27 protein-coding genes and 1 riboswitch are annotated in these 24,460 nt (G+C 34.9%); of the genes, 12 read left to right on the top strand and 15 right to left on the bottom strand.

What is annotated here, in order from left to right:
• Window positions 1-68: 68 nt before the first annotated feature.
• The 3 genes from NBX25_RS06485 to NBX25_RS06475 all read right to left on the bottom strand — a co-directional run bounded on the left by NBX25_RS06485 (window position 69) and on the right by NBX25_RS06475 (window position 3,187).
• Window positions 69-1,376, bottom strand: coding sequence for a voltage-gated chloride channel family protein (locus NBX25_RS06485; RefSeq protein WP_250253190.1), 1,308 nt, complete (start codon window positions 1,374-1,376; stop codon window positions 69-71).
• Window positions 1,377-1,407: 31 nt separating this feature from the next.
• A riboswitch (Fluoride riboswitch) is annotated at window positions 1,408-1,475 on the bottom strand.
• A 235-nt stretch (window positions 1,476-1,710) separates the two neighbouring features.
• Window positions 1,711-2,550, bottom strand: coding sequence for a GLPGLI family protein (locus NBX25_RS06480; protein WP_250253188.1), 840 nt, complete (start codon window positions 2,548-2,550; stop codon window positions 1,711-1,713).
• Between the two features lie 169 nt (window positions 2,551-2,719).
• Window positions 2,720-3,187, bottom strand: a complete 468-nt coding sequence (locus NBX25_RS06475) for an acyl-CoA thioesterase (RefSeq protein ID WP_115971082.1) — start codon at window positions 3,185-3,187, stop codon at window positions 2,720-2,722.
• 118 nt (window positions 3,188-3,305) lie between these two features.
• On the opposite strand from NBX25_RS06475, the gene NBX25_RS06470 reads away from it, so the two are divergent.
• The 3 genes from NBX25_RS06470 to NBX25_RS06460 all read left to right on the top strand — a co-directional run bounded on the left by NBX25_RS06470 (window position 3,306) and on the right by NBX25_RS06460 (window position 4,274).
• Window positions 3,306-3,662, top strand: coding sequence for an arsenate reductase family protein (locus tag NBX25_RS06470; protein ID WP_123908269.1), 357 nt, complete (start codon window positions 3,306-3,308; stop codon window positions 3,660-3,662).
• The gene (locus NBX25_RS06465; RefSeq protein ID WP_123908268.1) at window positions 3,659-4,006 is read left to right on the top strand and encodes a hypothetical protein; all 348 of its coding nucleotides are present in this window, start codon (window positions 3,659-3,661) and stop codon (window positions 4,004-4,006) included. Before NBX25_RS06470 ends, NBX25_RS06465 begins: the two co-directional genes overlap by 4 nt.
• A gap of 79 nt (window positions 4,007-4,085) precedes the next feature.
• Complete coding sequence (locus tag NBX25_RS06460; RefSeq protein ID WP_123860121.1) at window positions 4,086-4,274, top strand: hypothetical protein; 189 nt, start codon at window positions 4,086-4,088, stop codon at window positions 4,272-4,274.
• 53 nt (window positions 4,275-4,327) lie between these two features.
• Here NBX25_RS06460 and gcvT read toward each other — a convergent pair whose 3' ends face one another.
• From gcvT to idi, 3 genes are read right to left on the bottom strand one after another with little or no spacing between them, the layout of a single operon-like run.
• Window positions 4,328-5,404 carry a glycine cleavage system aminomethyltransferase GcvT gene (gene gcvT / locus NBX25_RS06455; RefSeq protein WP_123908267.1) on the bottom strand — a complete coding sequence of 359 codons (1,077 nt, stop codon included), beginning with the start codon at window positions 5,402-5,404 and terminating at the stop codon, window positions 4,328-4,330.
• 9 nt (window positions 5,405-5,413) lie between these two features.
• The gene (locus NBX25_RS06450) at window positions 5,414-5,884 is read right to left on the bottom strand and encodes a hypothetical protein (protein ID WP_123908266.1); all 471 of its coding nucleotides are present in this window, start codon (window positions 5,882-5,884) and stop codon (window positions 5,414-5,416) included.
• 2 nt (window positions 5,885-5,886) lie between these two features.
• Complete coding sequence (gene idi, locus NBX25_RS06445) at window positions 5,887-6,396, bottom strand: isopentenyl-diphosphate Delta-isomerase (RefSeq protein ID WP_250253186.1); 510 nt, start codon at window positions 6,394-6,396, stop codon at window positions 5,887-5,889.
• 314 nt (window positions 6,397-6,710) lie between these two features.
• Between idi and NBX25_RS06440 the strand changes: the two genes are divergently transcribed.
• Both NBX25_RS06440 and NBX25_RS06435 read left to right on the top strand, forming a co-directional pair.
• Complete coding sequence (locus tag NBX25_RS06440; RefSeq protein ID WP_123908264.1) at window positions 6,711-7,121, top strand: LNS2 domain-containing protein; 411 nt, start codon at window positions 6,711-6,713, stop codon at window positions 7,119-7,121.
• Between the two features lie 85 nt (window positions 7,122-7,206).
• Window positions 7,207-8,166, top strand: a complete 960-nt coding sequence (locus NBX25_RS06435; RefSeq protein ID WP_123908263.1) for a D-2-hydroxyacid dehydrogenase — start codon at window positions 7,207-7,209, stop codon at window positions 8,164-8,166.
• A 75-nt stretch (window positions 8,167-8,241) separates the two neighbouring features.
• Here the strand turns inward: NBX25_RS06435 and mscL are convergent, their stop codons facing one another.
• Window positions 8,242-8,622, bottom strand: coding sequence for a large conductance mechanosensitive channel protein MscL (mscL, locus tag NBX25_RS06430; protein ID WP_123908262.1), 381 nt, complete (start codon window positions 8,620-8,622; stop codon window positions 8,242-8,244).
• A 249-nt stretch (window positions 8,623-8,871) separates the two neighbouring features.
• Here mscL and NBX25_RS06425 point away from each other — a divergent pair, with 249 nt between their 5' ends.
• On the top strand, window positions 8,872-10,389 hold the full coding sequence (locus NBX25_RS06425; RefSeq protein ID WP_250253184.1) for an NAD(P)H-hydrate dehydratase: 1,518 nt from the start codon (window positions 8,872-8,874) through the stop codon (window positions 10,387-10,389).
• A 97-nt stretch (window positions 10,390-10,486) separates the two neighbouring features.
• Here NBX25_RS06425 and lgt read toward each other — a convergent pair whose 3' ends face one another.
• Window positions 10,487-11,335 (bottom strand): prolipoprotein diacylglyceryl transferase, encoded by an 849-nt coding sequence (gene lgt / locus NBX25_RS06420; protein ID WP_123911745.1) that lies wholly within the window; start codon window positions 11,333-11,335, stop codon window positions 10,487-10,489.
• Between the two features lie 450 nt (window positions 11,336-11,785).
• On the bottom strand, window positions 11,786-12,001 hold the full coding sequence (gene yidD / locus NBX25_RS06415; protein WP_228412940.1) for a membrane protein insertion efficiency factor YidD: 216 nt from the start codon (window positions 11,999-12,001) through the stop codon (window positions 11,786-11,788).
• 139 nt (window positions 12,002-12,140) lie between these two features.
• Between yidD and NBX25_RS06410 the strand changes: the two genes are divergently transcribed.
• Window positions 12,141-13,418, top strand: coding sequence for a replication-associated recombination protein A (locus tag NBX25_RS06410; protein WP_250253183.1), 1,278 nt, complete (start codon window positions 12,141-12,143; stop codon window positions 13,416-13,418).
• A gap of 51 nt (window positions 13,419-13,469) precedes the next feature.
• Here NBX25_RS06410 and NBX25_RS06405 read toward each other — a convergent pair whose 3' ends face one another.
• The 5 genes from NBX25_RS06405 to NBX25_RS06385 all read right to left on the bottom strand — a co-directional run bounded on the left by NBX25_RS06405 (window position 13,470) and on the right by NBX25_RS06385 (window position 18,813).
• The gene (locus NBX25_RS06405; protein ID WP_123908259.1) at window positions 13,470-13,889 is read right to left on the bottom strand and encodes a hypothetical protein; all 420 of its coding nucleotides are present in this window, start codon (window positions 13,887-13,889) and stop codon (window positions 13,470-13,472) included.
• A 113-nt stretch (window positions 13,890-14,002) separates the two neighbouring features.
• Window positions 14,003-16,234, bottom strand: coding sequence for a DUF2339 domain-containing protein (locus NBX25_RS06400; protein ID WP_250253181.1), 2,232 nt, complete (start codon window positions 16,232-16,234; stop codon window positions 14,003-14,005).
• A 106-nt stretch (window positions 16,235-16,340) separates the two neighbouring features.
• Complete coding sequence (locus NBX25_RS06395) at window positions 16,341-17,048, bottom strand: hypothetical protein (protein ID WP_250253179.1); 708 nt, start codon at window positions 17,046-17,048, stop codon at window positions 16,341-16,343.
• 359 nt (window positions 17,049-17,407) lie between these two features.
• Complete coding sequence (gene pheA / locus NBX25_RS06390) at window positions 17,408-18,256, bottom strand: prephenate dehydratase (RefSeq protein ID WP_250253178.1); 849 nt, start codon at window positions 18,254-18,256, stop codon at window positions 17,408-17,410.
• Between the two features lie 143 nt (window positions 18,257-18,399).
• The gene (locus NBX25_RS06385) at window positions 18,400-18,813 is read right to left on the bottom strand and encodes an acyl-CoA thioesterase (RefSeq protein ID WP_250253395.1); all 414 of its coding nucleotides are present in this window, start codon (window positions 18,811-18,813) and stop codon (window positions 18,400-18,402) included.
• A 136-nt stretch (window positions 18,814-18,949) separates the two neighbouring features.
• Between NBX25_RS06385 and dnaA the strand changes: the two genes are divergently transcribed.
• From dnaA to NBX25_RS06360, 5 genes are all read left to right on the top strand, one after another.
• Complete coding sequence (gene dnaA / locus NBX25_RS06380; RefSeq protein WP_045495212.1) at window positions 18,950-20,404, top strand: chromosomal replication initiator protein DnaA; 1,455 nt, start codon at window positions 18,950-18,952, stop codon at window positions 20,402-20,404.
• Window positions 20,405-20,519: 115 nt separating this feature from the next.
• The gene (locus NBX25_RS06375; protein WP_250253176.1) at window positions 20,520-20,972 is read left to right on the top strand and encodes a low molecular weight protein-tyrosine-phosphatase; all 453 of its coding nucleotides are present in this window, start codon (window positions 20,520-20,522) and stop codon (window positions 20,970-20,972) included.
• A gap of 2 nt (window positions 20,973-20,974) precedes the next feature.
• On the top strand, window positions 20,975-21,475 hold the full coding sequence (locus NBX25_RS06370) for a nuclear transport factor 2 family protein (RefSeq protein WP_123860134.1): 501 nt from the start codon (window positions 20,975-20,977) through the stop codon (window positions 21,473-21,475).
• 4 nt (window positions 21,476-21,479) lie between these two features.
• Window positions 21,480-22,178, top strand: coding sequence for an SAM-dependent methyltransferase (locus tag NBX25_RS06365; protein ID WP_250253175.1), 699 nt, complete (start codon window positions 21,480-21,482; stop codon window positions 22,176-22,178).
• 302 nt (window positions 22,179-22,480) lie between these two features.
• Window positions 22,481-23,491, top strand: a complete 1,011-nt coding sequence (locus tag NBX25_RS06360) for a DUF2931 family protein (RefSeq protein WP_250253174.1) — start codon at window positions 22,481-22,483, stop codon at window positions 23,489-23,491.
• Between the two features lie 59 nt (window positions 23,492-23,550).
• Here the strand turns inward: NBX25_RS06360 and NBX25_RS06355 are convergent, their stop codons facing one another.
• On the bottom strand, window positions 23,551-24,405 hold the full coding sequence (locus NBX25_RS06355; protein WP_250253173.1) for a DUF4349 domain-containing protein: 855 nt from the start codon (window positions 24,403-24,405) through the stop codon (window positions 23,551-23,553).
• Window positions 24,406-24,460: the final 55 nt, after the last annotated feature.

Here is a 24,460-nt window from a genome sequence, read left to right as displayed (position 1 = left end):
GGAGAATCATTTCTTAAGTGGAGAAGAGACAAGAATTTTTTAAATGTTTGTCGAGGTGGTTTACCATCTTAAAGAAAATCCGAAATAGACCTATCCTGCATGTTCTCATATCTTCTGTTTTTAGCTTCACCAATCTTTTGTCTAGTGTAAATACTATTATGTCCTGAAAGAAGGTAAGAAACCACACATGCAATGGCAATATATACACCACATTCAGCTCCAAATAATTCAATTCCCATCAGCATACAGGCTAATGGCGTATTGGTAGCTCCGGCAAATACGGCAACAAACCCCATTCCTGCTAATAAACCAAATGGCAGTGGGATAAACAGGGATAATGCACTCCCTAATGTAGCTCCGATAAAGAACAATGGAGTAACTTCACCTCCTTTGAATCCTGCAGAAAGAGTAATGATGGTAAAAGCCATTTTTAAGGCAAAATCATACAACGGAAGCTGCTTTTCAAAAGACTCGAGAATTACAGGAATTCCAAGACCGATATACCGTGTTGTCCCCATGAGCAAAACAGCCAGAGCGATAATAATTCCGCCAACAACCGGGCGAAAAGGGGGGTATTTAATTTTTAATTTAAAAAGAGAACCGGTCCAATGAATAATTTTACTGAATGCCGCAGCACAAATTCCAAAAGCAATTCCAGCTAAAATACTGTATATAATTGGTAGAAACTCTAGTTTGGGGATAAAGTCAATATGATAATGAGTGTGTTTTACATTCCATAGATTGGTAGCCCAATCTGCGAGTATGGCTGATGCAAATGCTGGAAATAGGGCATTGTATCTTATTCTTCCAACCAGAAAAACCTCAAGTCCGAAAACAGCTCCAGCCAAAGGAGTTCCGAAAACAGAGCCAAAGCCGGCAGCAATGGCAGAAATAATTAATATTCTTCTTTCGTTTTTATCGAGCTTAAATGGTCGGGTAAGCTGATCTGCAATAGCCCCGGCCATCTGAAGGGCTGTTCCTTCACGACCTGCTGAACCTCCAAAAAAATGAGTAGCAATAGTTCCCAAATAAACAAAAGGAGCCATTTTGAACGGAATAATCCCTTTCGGATCATGAATATTGTCGATCAGAAGATTATTTCCGGCTTCTACCTCTTTTCCCCAGTAATAATATAAAAGGCCAATTAAAAAACCAGCAACAGGAAGTAAAGCAATCAGCCATACATGGTTTTCCCTGAAGCGGGTAGCCCATTCTAATGATTGTAAAAATCCTGCCGAAGCACTTCCTACCAAGGATCCAATAATAAGGCTGATAGCCAGCCATTTAAAAATATAAGGGATCGCCGGAAATTTTCTGAAGAAAAACTGAGTATGAAAAGCTGCTTTTTTACCAAGTGTTCGTTGATTTTTTGACATAATAATCCTGATTAGTTATTTGTTAATAATCTCTCAATCAGGCGTCATCAGCTTTTGTAAAGCGGTTGGGTAAGGAAGAACACCATTTCCTTTTGATGTTACAAAGATATAAATTATGATTAAAAGTAAAAAGTAAAAAGTAAAAAGTAAAAAGTAAAAAGTAATATCGTTAAACAACAGCTGGCCATGCGGGTATCAACATCAATAGAGGTGGGCTTTAGCCCGCCTTACAATAAATAACAACTCCATTTGGCTTTAGCCAAAACTTAAAAAACATCACATCACTTTCATCTGAGATTCAATCGAAATCTATAAGAATTGGTAATATTTATATTTAGTAAATAGGATAATGCATCGCCTTATCGATCTCAATAGGGTTATTATATTTTCTGATAACCTCCTGCATACTCTTGGTTTGAGTATTCAGCTCATCTACATTATGAATTTCTTTTCCGTTGATGTTAATTTTCAGATCATTATTAGATTTGCTGAAATTATTTCTTTCAAAGGCGAAAGGATCATTGTAAAATTCCATAATCAGCTTATATTTTTGCTTTTCATTGATAGGGATGGCTTTGTTTCCGAAATTGGATTCCAGAAAATCTGCAGTAGAGTAGTTTTCCGTAAGTTTTCTGCTTTTGACAAGAGTATAAATGAAATTTTTCTTAGCATCTGATAATTCAAAGATCAAACCAGGTAATCCACGCAGTTTAAAAGGGCCCTCATTAAATGGAATCTCTTTACAAAACCACGCGGTCCAGTTTCTTCCTCCAAACTTTGTGGTTGCTTTTTGTAAGGTGTAATTTTCTATCTTTTTAGTTTCATCAGCAATCAACCAATTGATTTTATCTGTCGTTTTAAATGAATAGTACCCATTTTTAATGTTGATATAATTTTCATTATCAAAAGAATTGATCTTTCTTTTCACTACTTGACCTGTCATATCAGTATAGCTGGAATTCATTCCGAATTTTTTATTCAGAGAATCCGTAGTGGCGAGACCTTTCCCATAGAATTTTACTTCTTTCGGTGTAATATCCAGAATCATATTCAGCTTTTCATAACCTATTTCCGTAGAATCCATCTTATATTGAAGTTCATAAATAAACCTGTGGGTCTGTGCCTGAGTAAAACCTGTCAATAGGATGACAACAATGGTAAGGATATTTTTCATATTATGGCTGGAATAGGTTGATACTAAATTAGATAATCCTAATTTATTGTACAATAAAATAATATGAAAAGTAGATTTCGGACTTCTATTTTAATTTTGAGGTGTATTTTTTCAATCAATAATCATCACGGCTAAAATCCGCAACTCGTATGCTTAAATCTTTCAGCTCTTATAAAAACGGCTTCATCTCATCTTCAATCTGCGTTCTCAATTCCATCAGACGCTTGGCGTATTGTTCTTTTTGTTTGTCTTCTTCCGTTTCAGGAATCCATTTGGGAACTGGAAGCTTTTTACCATTTTCATCTACAGCAACAAAAACAATGATGCAGTGAGTTTTTTTATCAAAAGTAGGCTGTTTTAGATTTCGGGAAAAGACGTTGATAGAAATATGCATGCTTGAACTTCCCGTATAGATAACCTGAGCATCTACTTTTACCACTTCACCAATTTTAATAGGTTCATAAAAACGGATTCCTCCAACATATACTGTCACCGAATAATTTCCACTCCAGGTAGTAGCACACGCATAGCCTGCCTGATCAATCCATTTCATAACGCTTCCGCCGTGTACATTTCCACCGTAATTGACATCTGATGGCTCCGAAATAAATTGAAAAGTAATAGGTTTGTTCTGCATCTTTATAAAATTTGAATAAAGTTATTTAATAATTTCGAAAGTTTTAGATTAAATCCTACTTTTGAAAGACGAAATAATAATGAAGTAGAATTTTAACAAATAACAGACAAGAATAACAATGAAGAAAGTATTTTATCTGAATACGTGCGATACCTGCAGAAAAATTTTAGCACAATTTGATCTTACAGACTGGGAGCTACGTGAGATTAAAAAACAACCTATTACCAAAGAAGAATTAACAGAAATGCATAAACTGACGAAGTCTTATGAAGCTTTGTTTAGCAAAAAATCTACTCAGATCAAGTTGAGAGGTTTAGACGTAAAGTCTTTGGGTGAAAAAGATTTTAAAGAATTGTTACTGGATCACTATACTTTCTTAAAACGCCCTGTCTTTATGACGGATAAGGACATTTTTGTAGGAAACGATAAAAATAATGTAGAGGCTTTAAGAACATTCTTTGGAGTGAGTGAATGAAATTCCTGATTTCCATATTGCTTTGTTTTGCCATCAACTTACAAGGGCAGATCGTTTATAGGACTCCTTCAGGCTCAAAGTTTCATAGCTCATCATGCAGAATGGTAAAAAATGTTTCTTCAAGCCTTCCTTTAAATAAAGCATTGGAAATAGGACTTCAACCCTGTAAAATATGTAATCCGGGTACTGCATCATCTGTGTATGGCATGGTTTCACACCCTAAAAAGACCAGTGGAATCAATAAAGGAAACCAATGTCTGGGGATAACAAAGGCAGGGACAAGATGTAAACATTATACCCGTATCGGAAATGATTATTGCTTTCAGCACTTTCCGAAAAACTAAGTTTATCTATGATTTGTGATTTATTTTTAATTAGTTAATTATTAAATAGTTAACTTTATAATGACTAAAAAATAAAATCATGACAAAAAACTTTTTACAAACGAGAAATCTTAACAGATCAGCGTTAAAAGAAATTATCGGTGGAGTAAGACCTCCTTTGGTTAATTGTTTCACCTTATGTGGACCCGCTGGAGGTGTACTTTCTAATACACCCGGAGTAGGAGATGCCTGTAGTCCGGACAGAAAGGTCTGCTGTATCTGCTATTAAAAATAAAAGAGGCCGGAACTACTTCCAGCCTCTTTTTATATTGTTAAAAACGCTTATACAAAAGGAGCTTTCACCACTTTTGCAGGAATGTTTTTATTTCTTACCTGGATAAAGATCTCAGAACCTAATTTAAAATGAGGCTTGTCTACATAAGCAAGACCTAACCCTATTTTCTTCATCGGAGACTGAGTTCCGGAAGTTACTTTTCCAATTACATTTCCTTCTGCATCTACAACAGGGTAGTCGTGTCTTGGAACTCCCTTGTCCGTTAATTCAAAAGCTACTAATTTTCTGGTAACACCTTCCTCTTTCTGTTTTGCGAAAACTTCTTTGGAAACGAATTCTTTATCAAATTTAGTGATCCATCCAAGACCTGCTTCAATTGGAGAAGTTGTATCGTCGATATCATTTCCGTAAAGACAGAATCCTTTTTCAAGTCTTAAAGTATCTCTGGCAGCCAAACCGCAAGGAACAATTCCTTCAGCTTCACCAGCCTTCATTACTTCATCCCAAAGCTTTTCTGCGTTTTCATTTTTGAAATAGATCTCAAAGCCTCCGCTTCCTGTGTATCCTGTATTAGAAATAATAACATCATTTACTCCCGCAACACTTCCTACAGTAAAATTATAGTAAGGAATTTCAGAAAGGTTTACATCAGTAAGTTTTTGAAGAATTTCAGTCGCTTTAGGACCTTGAACTGCTAATAATGACATGTCATCAGAAGCGTTGGTCATTTTTGCTCCGAAAGTATTATATTTTGAAATATGGTTCCAGTCTTTGTCAATATTGGAAGCGTTTACAACTACAAAGTATTTGTCATCCTCCATTTTGTAAACGATAAGGTCGTCTACGATTCCTCCGTTTTCGTTGGGAAGACATGAGTACTGAGCTTTTCCGTTTTCAAGAGTATCTACATTGTTAGTGGTCACAAATTGCAAAAGATCTTTAGATCCCGGACCTTCGATGAAAAACTGTCCCATGTGGGAAACATCAAATAATCCTGCTTTTTCTCTTACTGCAAAATGCTCTTCTGTTACTCCTGAATATTGTACAGGCATTTCAAAACCTGCGAAAGGTACGATCTTAGCTCCTAATGAAACATGTTTGTCGTACAAAGCTGTTTTCTTCATATTTAATTTTTATTTCTTTATTTTAAAACTGTTAAAAGTCTCATTAAATAGGGTCATATAGTTTCCGTTCCAGAATTTCTGGCCACAGTTAATAGTTACCAGATACAAATCTTTATCTTTTTGAAAAGCTCTTGTAATCCAGAAAAGTTTTTCTTTTTCATCAAAATATTCGTAGAAATACTCTGTATATCCTTTTTTACCTCTGTTTTCCTTTACCTTTTTTTCTTCATCCTGAGATTTGTAAAGTGCCAGAATGAATTTTTTCGTTTCAGCCTTGGGAAGGTTTAAGTCGTGGTACTCAGAAATAGTAATCGCTCCGATCTCACTTGTAGGGAAAATATTGATGATATCACTGTCATTGGTTGATCTCCAGCCTTCAGGAACGTTGATAGAGTAGTTAGCACTATCATAAGTTGTTGCTTTTTGGGCAAAAAATAAACTTCCAGATAGGATGGCGGTTAAGAAAAGAATTTTTTTCATCGTTAAAAATGGTGTTTATATTCTTCGAGAATGATTTTGAACCATTCTGTAAAGTGTTCAGGATTTTCAGAAATTTCTTGATCCAAATCTTCGGGGGAAATAAATCTTACTTCTTCCACTTCCTCTTTATTCAGATTAAAGTTTGATTCATAATTTCCTACAAAAACATAGTCAAGTTCATGTTCCCAAAGGTCACCTCCTACATCTGCTTTGTAAATAAAATTGAATTTTTCCGAAAGTTCAGCCTCAATTCCCAATTCTTCTTTTAATCTTCTTTGGGCTCCGGCCAGATAAGTTTCCCCAATTCTGGGGTGAGAACAGACAGCATTGGTCCATTGACTGGGAGAATGGTACTTTCCTGATGCTCTTTTCTGAAGAAGCATTTCGCCTTTCGAATTGAACAGAAATACAGAAAAAGCACGGTGTAACAGGCCATTAACGTGAGCTTGCTGTTTTTCCATCAAGCCCAAAACCACATCATCAGGATTTACTAAAACTACTAATTCTTCCATTTCTACAAATGTAAGTGTAATTAATGTATTTTGGAAATTTTTAGGAAAACATTATATCTTTTGAATGGAGAGGAAAGAAAATAAAAAAGCAATTTAAAATTTATGGTAAGATTCATTAACCCCCAAATATTCTCTATTTCGATAGTTAAATTAGATTTTAAAAAGAAAAATTTTAATCATAAAGCACTAAAAGATGAATAAAATGTTTATATTATTTGTTAAATAACGATTTTTATAGTAAATTTTTAACATAAACTAAGATTAATACATCTGGTAGGTATAAAAGCCTTAACTTTGTTACACAAATTTTCGTGATGGAATTAGAATACGTAGAGCATATCAGTCCTATTCTCAAGGATGGAGTTAAAAATTACTTAATCGATATAGACGGAACTATTACAGATGATGTTCCTAATGAAGAACCGGAAAGAATGGTTACCTGTGAACCATACCCTGACGCGTTGAAAACAATTAATAAATGGTATGATGAAGGGCATCAGATCTGTTTCTTTACCTCAAGAACCGAAAACCTGAAGCAAATCACAATCGATTGGCTGGATAAACATGGGTTCAAGTACCACAGTGTACTTTGTGGAAAGCCAAGAGGAGGTAATTATCACTGGATTGATAATCATTTGGTACGAGCTACGAGATACAAGGGAAGATTTACTGATCTGGTAGAAAAGCAAGTAACCATAGAAGTTTTCAAAGAAGACGAAGAATAAATTAATATAAAGAAAGATTTAAAAATTGAATGGAGTGTATCCTTTAATTTTTAAATCTTTCTACTTTTAAAACATAGTTGTATTTATGAAAGTTTTAGCTAATGACGGCCTGGACCAATCTGGAATTGATGCATTAACAGAAAAAGGATTCGAGGTGATTACTACAAAAGTTCCACAGGAATTTTTAGTAGATTATATTAACGAGCACCAAGTTCGTACTTTATTGGTAAGAAGTGCTACACAGGTGAGAAAAGATATTATTGACGGTTGTCCATCGCTCGAAATCATTGGAAGAGGGGGTGTAGGAATGGATAATATTGATGTAGATTATGCAAGAGAAAAAGGAATCCATGTCATCAATACGCCGGCGGCTTCTTCGGAATCAGTGGCTGAACTTGTTTTTGCCCATTTGTTTTCCGGAGCTAGATTTCTTCAGGATTCCAACAGAAAAATGCCTTTGGTAGGAGATACAGAATTTGCAGGTCTTAAAAAAGCATATGCAGCAGGAATTGAGCTAAGAGGAAAAACCATCGGAATCATTGGGATGGGAAGAATAGGCCAGGAAGTCGCAAGAATAGCTCTTGGGCTTGGGATGAGAGTGGTTGCTGCAGATAATAATGTAGGAAAAGCAAGTATCAAAGTAAAGTTCTACAACAATCAGTTCATCAATGTAGATATAGAAACGGAACCATTGCAGGAAGTTTTGAAGCATTCAGACTTTATTACACTTCATGTTCCGGCTCAGAAAGACGGATATATGATTGGTAAAAGTGAGTTTGAAATTATGAAAGATGGAGTGGCTATCGTTAACTGTTCCAGAGGAGGAGTGATTGATGAATCTGCTTTAATTGATGCTTTGGATTCCGGTAAAGTAAGATTTGCAGGACTGGATGTTTTCATCAATGAGCCAACGCCTTCTAAAGAAATTTTAAACCATTCTAAAATATCCCTGACTCCACATACAGGCGCTTCTACGCTTGAAGCTCAGGATAGAATCGGTCTTTCTCTGGCAGATCAGATTTCCAGTATTTTACAGATCCAATAATCAGATCCATAAGATAAAAGCAAAAGCACCTTCTGCATGAAGGTGCTTTTATATTGTAAACCGTTAATGAACAGATTATATATTGTTTTTACTTTTCAGTAAATCTCTGATCTCAGCTAATAGCTTTTGATCCTCTGTAGGTCCTGCTGGAGCCGGAGCTTCTTTTTTGTTGACTTTATTAGCTCCTTTAATGATAAAGAAAAGAACCATAGCAATACACAGAAAGCTGATCACTGCAGACAGGAAGTTTCCGTAAGCTACACCATTCCAGGTTAGTTTAGCGATATTTTCTGCTCCCGCTGCTTTAAGAGCAGGGTTTAAGATCAAAGGGGTGATAACATCTTCAACCAAAGACGAAACAATTTTACCAAATGCTGCACCAATGATTACACCGACAGCAAGATCGAGAACATTTCCTTTAAAGGCAAACTCTTTAAATTCCTTAACAAATCCCATAATTTATATTTTTTTAATTAGTATACACACAAAAATATAATTAAAAAATGTAAAAAACACTACTTTTTATAGTTTTTTATTCCAAAAAAGCTGACTTTTATTCTAAATTCATATTATCTGTTTTAATAGAAATTGTAACTTTATCCTTATATTTTATCTCATTAATGGTGTCCATGTATTTTTGTTATATGGGCTTTATCATAATAAAATATCTTTTATATATAATTTATTTAATAATCAGATGTACTTATGAAAATATTCACTGCTGAACAAATTCGAAGCTGGGACCAATTTACGATTTCTCATGAACCTATATCTTCTATTCAATTGATGGAAAGAGCTTCAACAGTTGTAACAAATTGGATATCTGAACATTGTAAGGTTCATAGAAAGGCTGTTTTGTTTTGTGGTAATGGTAATAATGGTGGTGATGGGTTGGCAGTGGCAAGAATGCTTTATCTGAAAGGATTTGATGTAGATGTATTTGTTAATGATCCTAAAGGAAAATTCTCAGAAGATGCTTCCGTGAACCTTGAAAGACTAAGGGAAATTTCGGGCATTTCTGTTCGAAAGTTTGATGAGGTGGAGCATTATCCCCTTGATGATAACACAATTATTATTGATGCGCTTTTCGGAACAGGATTATCAAGACCTTTAGCTGATGGGTACAAAGAATTGGTAGATTGGATTAATAAAAAAGATACTATTAAAATTTCAATTGATGTTCCATCCGGACTTTCTACTGATGCTTTTTTTGATCGTGATTCTGTGGTTTTAAAAGCCAATTATACCCTAAGTTTTCAATGTTGGAAACGAAGTTTTCTTCATCCGGAAACAGGAAGGTATACCGGAAAAGTAATTATTCTAAATATTGGACTGAGCGAAGAATATCATGAAAGGACCGAGACTGATTATTGGGTGACTGATGACTCTTTTGCGGAATCACTTTTCAATCCTAGAAATGAATTTGCCCACAAAGGAAATTATGGTAAAGCAATTATTATAGGGGGAAGTTATGGTAAGATAGGAGCAGCAGTACTGGCCACAAAATCTGTTTTGAAAACGGGTGCCGGACTTACTTTTACATTAGCTCCCCAGTGTGGATATGAGGTATTGCAAACCTCTTGCCCGGAAGCCATATTTATAGAAGGAGGGCAACAGTTGATTAGCGATTTTAATGTAGATAAAGAGAATACCATAGGGATAGGTCCCGGCTTGGGAACATATGAGGATACTCAAACGGGACTTTTGAAGTTCCTGAAAGATTATCAGTCTCCATTGGTTTTGGATGCCGATGCGTTAAATATTATTTCTGAAGACCAGAGAAACCATCAGTTAATTCCAGAGAAATCAATTATTACCCCTCATCCCAAAGAATTTGAAAGGTTGTTTGGAAAAACGGAAAATTCATTTAAAAGATTAGAACTGGCAAGAGAGAAGGCTAAGGAACTTGGAATTTATATTGTATTGAAGGATCATCATACACAAATCATTACACCGGTAGGAGATGTTTATTATAACCTGACTGGAAATGCCGGATTGGCCAAAGGAGGAAGTGGTGATATTCTGACCGGGATTCTGACCTCACTTTTAGCACAAGGATATTCAGAAAAAAATACCTGTATTTTTGGAGTATGGCTACACGGAAAAGCCGCTGATTTTGCTGCTGAAAAACATTCAAAAGAGTCCATGCTTCCTACGGATGTTATTGATGAACTGGGAAATGTTTTTACTGAACTGAATAATAAGGTAGAGCGAAGTTTATGAACATAAAGTAAAGCTTAAACGTAAAAAAGGCAAATCTGTAATTTACAAATTTGCCTTTTATATTTTAAATCAAGATTGATTAGATGTTCTATTTATTTTATTCAGGTTTCTCGTTTTCTGCTTCCGTAATTTTAAATTTTTTGGAAACAATCATGATAATTACCCCAGCAATCATAAAAGGGATAGACAGAACCTGCCCCGTATTTAAACCACCGATCTGAATAAATTCATCACCTTGAGGTTCTTTCAGGAATTCTACAAAGAATCTGATCGCCCAAAGAATGATAAAGAATAGTCCGAATAGCCATCCTTGCTGGTATTTTTTATTAGTTTTTCTATAAAGAATCCATAATAAAATGAACAGGGCAACATATCCTACTGCCTCAAATAACTGGCTTGGATAACGTGGAACTGTAAGCCCATATTCGCTGCTTTGTTGTGGAAACAGTAAGGCAAACGGAGAGTTTGGATCAGCTGGTTTTCCTACAATTTCAGAATTGAAGAAGTTCCCCATTCTTACAAAGGCACCTCCTAAAGCTACCACGATTCCTAATCTGTCATATACCCAAAAAGGATTTTTTTTGATAATTTTATATGAATAATAAAGAGTGGTAAGAATTAAGGCTATGGTTGCCCCGTGGCTTGCCAATCCGGAGAACCCGGTGAATTTGAGACCGTTTTTGGTACTGATAGGTAAAAATACACTCCAGAAATCTTCTTTAAACAGTTCTGGCTGATAAAAAATAACGTGTCCTAATCTTGCTCCCAGGATCGTTCCTATCAATGTCCATGTGAAAAGAGGTTCAAGGTATTTTTGGTTAACATTGTCAATCTTAAAGATCCTTGTCATTAAAATATATCCGAAACCAAATGCGAAAACAAACATTAAGCTGTAGAAGTGTAATGTAAATATCCCAATATTAATACCCTTTGAAGGGTCCCATATTTTAAAGGATGTTTTAAGTTCTACTTTATCCGCCTCAGCAATAGGTTTTGCAGACTTTACAGCATATTTGAATGTTGTGATGTTATCTTTGGTAGGAGGGGTGTTGATGAGTTTAAAGTTCTTATCAAAAAATTGGTATTGGGAGTCTTTGAATCTTGCCAGTGTTGAAGCGCCATAGGTATAGTAAGCAGGCTCAAAATTAGATTCGTTAAGGATAACAAGAACATTGTCTTTAATCTCCCTGTCAGGAAATGCTGCAAGGTCTCCTAACTCTGTCGTAGAATAGATCTTTACTGGAGTATTGTTGCCATTGATATCTAAAGTCCCATCAGATAAACCTCCAGGGTACTCCTGTGCAAAAAGGAACTGGGTAACCAATGCAAATATGACAAGGTAAATTCTGAAAAAAGTAGTACTCATTTTTCTATTGATTTAATAGTTTGTTATTTTTTATGGATGCTTATGTTTTGGTGGAACAGGATCGTAGCCACTTCCTCCCCACGGATGACATCTTAAAATCCTTTTAAATCCCAGCCAGAAACCTTTAAATAGACCATGAACCCGTAAAGACTCTATCATATAATGAGAGCAAGTGGGTTCGTAACGGCAATTTTTAGGAAGTAGGGGCGAGATGAACCATTGGTAAAATTTTATCAAAATTACCATAGGAAATGTAATGATTTTATTGAATGTAAGTTTCAAAACAATGCAAAAATAGGGTAAAAAAATGAAAATTAGTTTAATTTTGTTAGAAGTTTCAGAGCTTAGAAATCTGAAATATTGATCTTAAAAAAATAAAAGTACTTTGAATCAAAATATTCCATTAGCCGAGAAATTAAGACCTAAAACCCTGGACGAAGTTTTGGGGCAGGAACATCTTACCGGCGAAAAAGGGACGATCAGAAAAATGATCGAAAACAATAGCCTGAATTCCCTGATCTTTTGGGGACCTCCGGGAACAGGAAAGACTACGCTGGCAGAAATTATTTCCGAAAGCTCAGGAAGGAAGTTTTATAAGCTTTCTGCTGTTTCTTCAGGAGTGAAAGATGTCCGAGATGTAATTGAAGATGCTAAAAAACAGAATTTATTTTCCGGAAAATCTCCTATTTTATTTATTGATGAGATTCATCGTTTCAATAAATCTCAGCAGGATTCGTTGTTGCATGCTGTAGAAAAAGGCTGGATCGTTTTGATAGGAGCTACGACAGAAAATCCAAGTTTTGAAGTTGTTTCTGCTTTGTTATCCAGAAGCCAGGTTTATGTTCTGAAAGCTTTAAGCTATGAAAAACTTGAGGAACTTATTGATATTGCTTCCAAGAGATATAATAAAGACGAAGGAACAGATTTTAAAATTCTTGAAAAAGAAGCCCTTATCCAATATTCAGGAGGAGATGCCAGAAAACTGATTAATTCCGTAGAACTGGTTTTGAATCAGTATAAAAATACAGACACCAAGGAGATTATTAATTCAGATGTACTGGAAGTTCTGCAGGAAACCATGGCGTTGTATGATAAGAATGGTGAGCAGCATTATGATATTATCTCTGCTTTCATTAAATCAATGCGTGGAGGTGATCCAAACGGAGCGGTATATTGGTTGGCGAGAATGCTTGTTGGAGGAGAAGATATTAAGTTTATTGCAAGAAGAATGCTGATTCTGGCAGCAGAAGATATTGGGCTGGCCAATCCTAATGCGCTGGTGATTGCCAATAACTGTTTTCAGGCTATCAATGTGATCGGAAATCCTGAGGCAAGAATTATTCTAAGCGAAACGGCTGTGTATCTTGCTGTCTCTCCTAAGAGTAATTCTGCGTATATGGCTATTAATGAAGCAATGGCTTTAGTAAAGCAAACGGGAAATTTACCTGTACCTCTTCATTTAAGAAATGCTCCGACCAAGTTGATGAAGGATCTGGATTATGGAAAAGAATATAAGTATGCCCATTCCTATGAAGGAAACTTTGTAGAGCAGGATTTCCTTCCTCAGGAAATTAGAGAGGTAAAACTGTATGAACCTGGAAATAATTCCACAGAAAAAAAGATCTATGAAGAACTGAAAAAGAAGTGGGGAAAAAAATATTAAATAAAAAAGGATAGCATGAAAAACGCTATCCTTTTTTTATATTGTTAAAAATTACTTCGTTGTATAGATAAAGTAAGTTGGCTTTCCGTTGTAATCCTTTTTTTCTGTCTTTTCCATAATTGACGTGAATATTTTAGTAGATGAATCTGTAAATTCCTGGTCGTCAATGAAAACAGAATTGTTGGCAGGGATGTCATTTTGCTTATTCAGCTGGGCCAATGTCATTCTATCAAGTCCATTACTGCTCTTGAATTTATATACAGTAACTCCGTTTGTAAAAACAGAACTGTATTTTTTTAAATTGGCAGGAAGGCTTGCTGCATTGTTATAAACTTTCAGGACCTGCATCTGAGCGGCATTCGATTTGAACAGGTCTTCAGTTCCAATGATATTATCAGCAACTGCAAGCTTTTTTTGTGCAAATAAAGTTGCAGATGAAAGTATTAAAAAAGAATAGAGTAATTTTTTCATAATCAGAATATGTAACTGTTAAAAACGTGATAAATATAGTTATTTTTTATAAAATGTGAATTAAATATTGAAATGTTTTAAATTTTATTTAGAGATAAAAACTTTTAGTCTCATTATAAATCCTTATTCTCTTCGCTTTTTTCTTTCGTTTCAACCATATTTTTGATAATATTCTTAACGCGCTGGAAAGTGAATGAACTTAACAGCAAAATAATTCCAAGGGCAATAAACGCACTGATCCTTGAAATGTTATCCATTTGCCATACATCGTAACCATAAAGTTTTAACACCATTAAACCAATCAGAGTAAACCCAATCTTGTTGTATTCCTGAATGTTTTTTCTTAATCCTATATAAATAAATATACTGGCTAGGAGGGCCCAGATGATAGGAAGGTAAAGGATATTGAAATGATTTTTCACAGGATAGGAGTCTGTCACATGGTGAGAATTGGCTAATACATATAAATGATGTAGCTCACAGCTGATTGAGACAACGAACGCCAGAGAAATGATCCAATATGATATTTTAGACTGATGGAATTTTGTATCAGGAATGATTTTTATACATACATATATAAAAGGTATCCATTGAAGTAAATGTAAGAGATAAAAACTGTTTGGAAGCTGTTTCGATAAAATATCTGTAACTACTGATGAGGTGGAAACAGAAATATTAATCATAATAAGGAAAAGAAACAGATAGATCAGCCCTGTTTGTAGATCATGAGCAAGGCTTAGTTTTTTTCTGAAAAGTAACAATATAAAAATATAACAGATGCTGTATAATAATCCTACACTGGTAATTGCAGCCCAGGGCATGGTATTAATATGATAAATGATTTCAAGAAGAAGGGCTGTATAAATAACTCCATAGCTTGCTGCTGTAGTTAGATCTTCAAAAAAAGTTTTGGTTTCTGATTCTGCTTTTTCACGGGTATCTTTTAATAAATATAAGTTGATCCCGATGGAAAGAATGGTAACCAGACTGGTTAAAAATACAGGATTGAATATGATGCTGAGGTTTTTGGTATTATAATACTCACACCAGGTAATAAGCTGTGCGAAAATGACCAATGGAAAAAGAATATGAAAACAGGTTTTGAAAATTTTATACCCTGTTTTTTTCCATATAAAAAGAAGCAGGGTAGTTTCTATAGCCCAAACGCTGGTTATAAGATGAGTTTTAAACTGTAAAGCAACAGCTATTGTAATCAGGCTGACTGTTATTCCTGCAAAAACAGAAAAAGAAGTTTCAAAATTTCTTTTTCCATATTCTCTGAAAAGAAGGATAGCATTTACCAAGGCAAAAATAATAGGGAAAATAATGACAGGTTCATACTGTAATTCATTGAAGATATAAGTCAGTCCTATAATACTTGAGCAGTTAATAAAGGCAAGCATTAAAATATCGGGTACCGAAAGTTCGTTTTTCCTGAAGTAATCCTGAAGGGCAAAAATGTAAAAAATAATATAATTGATAATATAAAAAGCAATGCTCAAAAGTTCAGGCAGATCTATAGTCCAGTACAAAAGATAAATACTGGTGAAAATATAGGCGGTCCATCCAACGCTTTTCCAGTGTTGTAGGAAGGCCGCAACCAACATACCTATATTTAATAAAGTCAGATAAGTAAAAAGGAATAAATAATTGCTTTCTCCTGTGCTAATCATCAGAGGTGCTGTAAATCCACCTATTAATGAAAAGATAATTAAAACTTCACTTTTGTAATAGTAAGATAGAGCAATAGAAACTGCGGTAATGATTGAAGTAATCACAAAGGCTGTATTCTGGGTTAAAAGATGATATTCCCTGAAAGCAATGGTGGTTGTGAAATATAAAACGGCAATTCCGCCTCCGGTAATGATGGAGGCAAATGTTTTGTAATTTTTTCTGAGAAAATGCCCTGTAAGTATAATGGCAGCTCCGGTACAAAGCCCAATTCCTGATCTTGCGGTTTCTCCGATCCAGTTTTTATCAATGGCATATTTTACAAAGTAGCCTATTCCCAGAACTAAAGTGAAAATACCAATTACGGTAAGAATATTTTGTTTTAAAAACTCAAAAACAGGATTGAGCCAGTCTTTTTGAATCGTTGTAGCGGGTTCGGTATTTTCATTAGGAGTGATAATTTCCCTTTGGGGCTCATAAACTTGTGTTGGTGCTGGAGTGAAGATTTCTTCAGCATGAATTGCTTCCTGCGGGAGTTCAGGTTGTAGTATTTTTTTATTGATTTTAGAATTAAGATCTGATACCTCTTTTTCAAGTTTCCTGATTTTGGTATTCAGGTTGTTGAAAATAATGGCAATAGCTACAATCAGGATCACCGCAAGATATTCATTCATTATTTAGTTTTTATCAAATATAAAGAAATTTAAATGGTATTAAAAATTAACCCATCGCTTATATTGCGATGGGCTAACGATATAGATAACTAACAATATGTCTCTGTTAATTGGATATTTTATAAATGTAGAATGAAGCGATACTGGAACCTAGTAATCCTACGTCAAGAGCGGTAGATCCTACAAGTCCGAATGAAACTTTGTCACCTGCCTGGAATGAATATGCTGAATTAAGTGAACTTTCAGAAATTGTTAAACTTAACAATACCAGGTTGGCTCCACTAAAAGCACGGCTATCAATCGTTGCAGCAACTCCGGCTCTGGTTCTTACGATACCAATTCCCGGGCTATTTGCTAAGATAGAAGCTTGTAGCCCTGTTCCATAACGGAAACTGAATCCTATTGCATAAACACCTGTAGAAGGAATTGTATAAGTATTATCGGTATCATTGAACAATGCTGCTGATCCAAGAGTTCTTTCTGCTGCAAGGAAATTAACTGCTCTAAAACCGGAAGGAAAGAGTCCAAGGCTTAAAAGACTGATACCAGCGGTTTTTTTGGCAGCATAAATAGAGGTGTTTGTATTAGAGGCGCCTATTAAAAGCTGTGGGTCCATTGCAAATACCTCAGTAGTGGCGGCGTCCTGGGCTAAAATCTGATATCCGGTCACTGTAGCTGCAGGAGGGGTAACTCGAACTCTCATTGTCCCATTGACATCCAGTGTTGCTGTTGGGGCATTAGTATTAATTCCTACTTGTGAAAATAATGGCAATGCTGCACATGCCAACATTAGGCTGTAAAGTTTAGTTTTCATGATCAAGATTTTTATTTAGTTGCTAACAAATATACAATAAAATTATACTCTAAATTGTGAAATTTTCACAATTAACATTAATATGATGTAATATTTTTAAACGTATGTTTATATTTTGTAATATATTATTACATATTTTAATTACGAGTTATTTTTATTTTATTTTTCTAAACTAGTGTATTTGAGAGGGTTGTAAAAAATAAATATCCCTATTGTGTGGGTTATTTTTTTTGAGTTATAAGCTATTGCTCTCAGGATCTTTATGATGAAAAAAAATATTTTTTACTGAAAAAATTCAATAAAAAAGCACTATTATTTTGATAATAGTGCTGGTTTTGGGTTGATATGTGTAACTATTTTTAGCTTTCTAAAAGAAATTCTTTATAATTTCCAAGGAAATCTACTTCTGCGTTAATAGATTCAAGCTCCTTCAGGGCATTCCCGTGAAGGATATCCTTCCATGGGCCTTCCACATTGATAAAAAAGAAATAATTACCTAATCCGGTCTTTAATGTTCTGGATTCAATTTTGCTGAGGTTCATTTTCCTCCATGCGAAAACTGACAGCACTTGATGTAACCCTCCTGGATGATCTTCAGGAAGGGTAACAAGCATTCCTGATTTCTCTCCTAATGTTTCCAGCTGGCTATTGTCGTATTTGTTTTGCCGTTTGGAAATGATGATAAACCGGGTATGATTCTGTTCAAAATCCTGAATATTACGATTGATAATTTTCAAACCATATAAGTTAGCAGCAAACTGATTGGCTACTGCAGCAATTTTAGTGTCCTTATTCTCTGAAACGAACTTAGCGGCAGCGGCTGTAGAAGAAAAATCCTGTTTGGGAATTTCTTTATAATGAGTATCTAAAAAATGAAAGCTCTGAGCCAGTGCCTGTGGATGTGAATAAATCCTTTCTATTTCCTCAACAGAATTTTCAGGATGAATCATTAAGTGGTGGGCAATGGGCATTACTGCTTCTGCTTCAATTTTAATAGACGGTGTCTTATATAAATAATCCAGCGTCATGGATACAGTGCCTTCAATAGAGTTTTCCAAAGGAACAACAGCTTTGAGTGTATCCCCGTTCTCTACTGCTCCAAAACAGTCCAGAATGCTCGCCTGTGGTAAAAGCTCATCATCAGGAAAGAGCTGTGCAGCGGCAAGCTGGGTAAAGCTGGCATGAGGCCCCAAAAATGCAATCTTCATAATATTGATATAAGGTTTAGGTTAATAAAAGTGCAAAGGTGCAAATTATACTCGAAAGTTAAAGGATGGAATAAGGTTTAAAGTCGTTGGCGATAGAGTTATTGTCTCATATTTCTTATCACAAACTCTTATAATCCATCTTCTCATGGCTTCTCCCAATTTGCTTCAATCATCTCCATCAAGAAATCCGGGCATTTAATGACTTTATTTGTTTTAGCATCTAAAAAGAAAAGAGTAGTAGATGCTTCGGTAATTTTAATATGCTCTTCATTGTAAATTTCATACTCAAATTCAATTCTTACCCCGGGAATTTTTTTTACGTACGTGTGAATTTCTAATTTTTGGTCATATAAAGCTGGGCGAATATACTTAATTTTGTAGTCCGAAACAGGCAGCCAAATTCCTTGGTTTTCAATTTCATCGTATGAAATTCCTATACTTCTGAAGAGTTCAACCCGGCCTACTTCAAAGTACTCGGCGTAGTTGCCATAGTATACATATTTCATGGGGTCTGTTTCTGCGTAACGTACTCTTATTGAGTGTGTTGTGTGTATCATTTTAGGTCTTAAATTATACATACAAATATATTTTTAAATAATCAATACCTGCAATATTTTTTTTTAAAAAGAAAATATTGGACCTTTGTCTCCCTTCTAAAAACAGTACAAACAAAAGAATAATCAGGGCATAAAAATGGATGACAATTTAATGATGATATGGCAGAAGTGCCTTCAGTTTATGCGCGATAACTTGAACGCAGCTGAAGATAATTCTGACCTGAAAAAACTTGAAAAATCTTTCGATATGTTATTCGATAAGGTGCAGCCACTTTCATTAGTGTCTAATAACCTTACGCTTATCGTACCGAGCGATTTTTACAAGGAATATATCGAGGATAATTACTTGTCCTTACTTTCTGCTGCCCTGAAGAAAAATGTTGGAAAAGGAGTGAAATTATGGTATTCTGTAATGGAAAACAGACCAAAAGGTGAGGAAAAGCCGGTTACCATGAATATGAAGGGACAAAGCGTTCCTACTCCAAAAACACAGGAAACAATGCCACAAGGATTCTCTGCTAATATTGTAAACCCTTTTGTGGTCCCTGGAATTAGAAAAGTAAATATTGATTCTAACTTGAAACCAGACTATTCTTTTGATAGTTATGTAGAAGGAGAGAGTAATAAATTTGCAGCTACCGTCGCAAGATCTATTGCAAAAAGACCGGGAGCTACAGCATTCAACCCATTATTCTTATATGGAGGATATGGAGTAGGAAAAACACACTTAGGACAGGCTGTTGGTCTTGAAGTTAAGAATCAGTTTCCAGACAAAGTAGTTCTTTATTTGTCTTCAGAGAAATTCATTCAGCAGTTTATTTCAGCTGCAAAAGCACATAAGCAAACAGAATTTGCTAATTTCTATCAAATGGTAGATGTACTGATTATTGATGATATTCAGTTCTTATCAGGAAAATCGGCAACGCAGGACAGTTTCTTCCATATTTTTGATCACTTGCACCAAAATGGAAAGCAGATTATCCTGACTTCTGATAAAGCACCTGCAGACATCATGGATATCCAGGACAGAATTGTTTCCCGTTTCAAATGGGGACTTTCTGCAGAAATCAAATCTCCGGATTTATCTACAAGAAGACAGATCATTGAAGACAAACTAAGCAGAGACGGAATTGTACTTCCTGGTGATATGCTTGATTTCCTTGCTGTTGAAACTAAAACAAATGTTAGAGAATTAATCGGGGTTATCAACTCGGTAATTGCATATTCTACAGTATATAAGAGAGACTTAAGTCTTGAATTATTAAAGGAAACCATCAACAGAATTGCTGCCAACCAAAAGAAGGTCATCAATATTCCTTATATTCAGGAAGTAGTATGCGACTATTTTGGAATCAAAAAAGAGCAGCTTCTTTCTAAAACAAGAAAGAGAGAGATTGCATTACCAAGACAGTTGGCTATGTATTTCTCAAAAGAATTTACCAATTCCACATTCACTAAAATTGGTGAAGAAATGGGAGGGAAGGACCACTCTACAGTAATGTATGCTTGTGATACCATCAAAGATGTATCGAAAATTGATAAAGAAATCAAGAAATACGTTAAGGATCTTACCGAAAGAATTAAGCAGTAAGATGATCTTAAGCTAAAATATTAAAGAATGAAGAATAGTTATATTCTTCATTTTTTATTTAGATTTGTTAAAACAATACAAGTTGATTGCAGTTTAATTTATTAAATATCAGACTATGAAAATCCTGATGGTTTGTCTCGGAAATATATGCAGAAGCCCTTTGGCAGAAGGAATTATGAAAACAAAAGTACCCGAAAGCTTTATGGTAGATTCTGCGGGAACCATTTCCATGCATGAAGGAGAACATCCGGATAAAAGAGCCATTAAAACAGCAGCTAATCATAGTGTTGATATTTCCAGACAAAGATCCAGACCTATCACAAGGGCAGATTATGAAACTTTTGATAAGATTTACTGTATGGATATAGACGTGTTTGAAGATGTTGTTTCCAAAGCTAAAAATGAAGAAGAACGCCAGAAAATATCATTGTTTCTGGAGGTGTTGGGAGATCGCGAAAATGCTGAAGTTCCGGATCCGTATTGGGGAGATATGAAAGATTTTGAAGATGTTTTCCAACTTTTGGAGAAGGGATGTGATGTCATCAGAAAGCAAATCCTAATAACATAATCATGAAAAAACTATTATTATTACTTGTACTTGGCTTTAATTTCTCTTTCGCTCAAACCAAAGATGAAAAAGAAATACTTAAAGTAATGAATGACTTTATGGAAAGTATTAAAACAAGAAATGAAGCTCAATACCTGTCGTTATTTCAGGAACCTGTACTTTGGACTGGAATCTATAAAGATAGGACACAGGCGAAACGTCTGGAGAAAAATCCTAAAGCAGAATATTATTTTGCTGATGATTATAAAGCTTTCATCAAAGGCTTTAAAGATGACAAGTCTGAAGAAAAATTTGACAATATTAAAATCGTTGAAGATGGAGCAGTAGCTTCTGCCAATTTCGATTACAGTTTTTGGTATGACGGAAAAATGGAAAACTGGGGAAAAGAGATCTGGATGCTGATGAAGATTAACGGAATCTGGAAAATAACTTCTGTAACCTTCTCCATGGACCTTGCAAAATACTTCCCACAACCATCATTAAACGAAAGAACTAAAAAATAAAACAATGCTTTTTTTACTCCCTGCTTACTTATCAGAAAATACTTCTATCACTCATTTTGCGCCGGTTATTAAGGAATATATCATGCAAACGGATTACTTCTTTGTGGAAAATGAGAAAACCGCCAGAAAGGTGGTTAAATTCTTTGCTCCTGAAAAGAAACAGGCTGATCTGAAACTGTTTTTATTGGATAAGTATACAGAAAATGCTGACATCAAAGAAGCGCAACAGCTGATGTTGAAAGGGCAGGACTTCGGGCTGCTTTCAGAGGCAGGATTGCCTTGTATTGCAGATCCGGGAAACCTGATGGTAAAATGGTGCCATGAAAAAAATATCAGGGTCATTCCTATTTCAGGACCATCATCTATTATTCTGGCATTAATATCCAGTGGATTCAACGGGCAGGAATTTACATTTAATGGATATCTTCCGATTGATAAAAGTGAAAAGAAGAAGCAGATTCAACAGCTGGAAAGTGTAGTTCAGAAAACAGGATATTCACAAATTTTTATGGAAACTCCTTACAGAAACAATCAGCTTATTGAAGACCTGACGAAGTTTTTGTCCCCCAATACAAAACTTTGCATCGCTGCTAATATCAATGATCCTGAGCATGAATTTATCAAGACGAAAACAATAAAAGACTGGCAGAAACAAAAGCCTGAGCTTCATAAAGTTCCTGCTGTATTCGTATTAGGAAAATAAAAAAATAATGATGAAAAATAACCCATTTCTTACCGTTTTTCTATTGTTTTGTATCCAGGTATTACTTATTAAATACTTGGATTATGTAGATCTCGAGGTTAAGATAGGGGAAGGTTTAAGTTTTGATTTTGTTTGTTTTTTAATACCGGTAGTTTCTATTTTTCTTACTATGTTTATTGGAGAATCCAGATATAAAAAATCTTTTAAATATTTTACTGTTTTTATAGTAATTATTTCAATTTTAGGCTTTATAGCATTGAGTTTTTTAGCAGCTTTAGGAAGATCCTTTAACCACTAAAAACATGAAGAAAACGGTCATCGATTACTTGAATTTTTGTTTGGCAGGCATTTTTATATTGCTGGTTATTCTGTATGGAATTACGTTGGTGAAAAAAAAGGAATTTGATAAATTAAGCTGGTCAGCAAAGATCATAAGCCTAGAACCGAATTCATCAGATGAGAAATCAGGGATGTTAAAAATTCTTGATGCTGTTTTTATCAATACTTTTAATCAATCTGAAAATAGATTAGAGTTCGATTCTTCTAAATTAATTGTTTCAAAAAAAGGATCTGATTCCGCTTATTTTTGGACTCAGGATGATTTGCTGCCCGATTCTTTATCCGTTAAATACTTTTCTGTTGAAGAGAAAAAGTTCTATCAGCTGAATGTAAGACTTCCTTTGGATAAAATGAAGACTTTATTAGAAAATAAAAGCTTGGGAGCAGATTTGAAGGTAGAAATTCAACCGGAAGGGAAGGTTTTGATGATGGTTGAGCAGTCGAAGAATAAGAGTTTTGGGTCAAAATTAGTTGCAAATTTTCAGGCAAAAGAAATACCGGGAGCATTGAAAATGTTGGTGTACAGAAAGTATGCCGGTAACGAGTATAATGAATTTCCTTCCCTGAAAGAAGTATCAGATTATTCAGATATTTTAATACAAAAGTATTTGTGGGGAGTGAAAATTGAAACTGAAGATGCTGAGAAAATTTCAGAAATTTCTGCCTATGCTTTTGATGGTAAATCAATGAGAACAGACAATGAAACCTTTGAGGATGCGAAACGAAGAAATATTCCAAATAGGATTTTAATAGATTGGGGAAATACACAGAAATACGGAAGTAGTTATTCCTTTGACAGTCAGGAAATTTTGGACGCTTTTAAAGAGTTGAACAAGATGAAGAGTAATGAACCTGTTTTTATTACTTTTAAACTGTTTAAAAACGAGCATCCCAAAGCTGAAGTCTCTAAAGGAGGAAAAACAATCCCATTAAAAGATGATTATCCGGATCTTCCAACAAAATATGCCCAATAAAATAAAAGCCGAATCTCAATAGTGATTCGGCTTTCTTATGTATGTTTATATTGAAAAAATTACGGTTTTCTCTTTTTCCATTTTTTCCATAGGAAAATCACCAGGGGAATTAGCAAAAAGAATGGCCAAAAGGAAATAATCCCTAATAAAAAGGCTACAAAACTGTTCCATCCTTCTGTCAGAGAATCTACAAACCGGCTTCCGAATCCAATTTTAGACGTTGCAGAGCTTCTTACTTTTTCTTTATATAAACTTAAATTTAAAGTGCTGTAATTCACCCTGTCGTCTATAAAGCGGAGTCTGCCTTCAGCCACATCAATTTCATCTTCCAGTACACGGATCTTTTCCTGAATTTCCAGCATATCTTTAGTGGTTTTCGCACTTTTAAGCATATCCCTATACTTTTCAAGATAGATTTTTTTGTTGGCCAGTTTTATGGATACATCAGTATATTCCTCTGTCACATCATCTGATGAAATATTTTTAGATAACACAGAACCTACACCATCAGAAAATGAGTTGATAAGTGCATCAAAATTCTTGTGAGGAACCCGGATGGTTAGATTCATGGTTTCATTCATATCGGTATTCTGAAATTCTTCTTTCTGGATATAAGCATTGTTCTTTTTCAGAATGTCATTGACGAGGGTTTGCGCTTTTTTTATCTCACCAACCTGAATTCTCATATTTCCGTTTTTGATGATTTTACGGGATATCGTATCTGTTTTAATTTCAGCAGAAGTGGACGATTTATTATCAGGAAGAAGTTTTTCAGAAAGGGAAGAGGGGGGACGTGGAGCTTCATCTTCCATTATTATTTCTGTAAGAGCAGCATTCACGGAATGCTTATCAGCATTAGATTTACTGCAACTGATAAAGGCAATGAAAAGTAAAGGTAACAGTATTGTTCTCATGAATAGTTAATTTTTCATGAATACTATCAAAAACCATGCTTAGAAAAAATAAGGG

It is taken from the genome of Chryseobacterium sp. Marseille-Q3244 (assembly GCF_940807095.1).
Taxonomy (GTDB): Bacteria; Bacteroidota; Bacteroidia; order Flavobacteriales; family Weeksellaceae; genus Chryseobacterium.
Note: the sequence above shows the minus strand (reverse complement) of the source record. Positions and strands in the feature narration are given on the sequence as shown.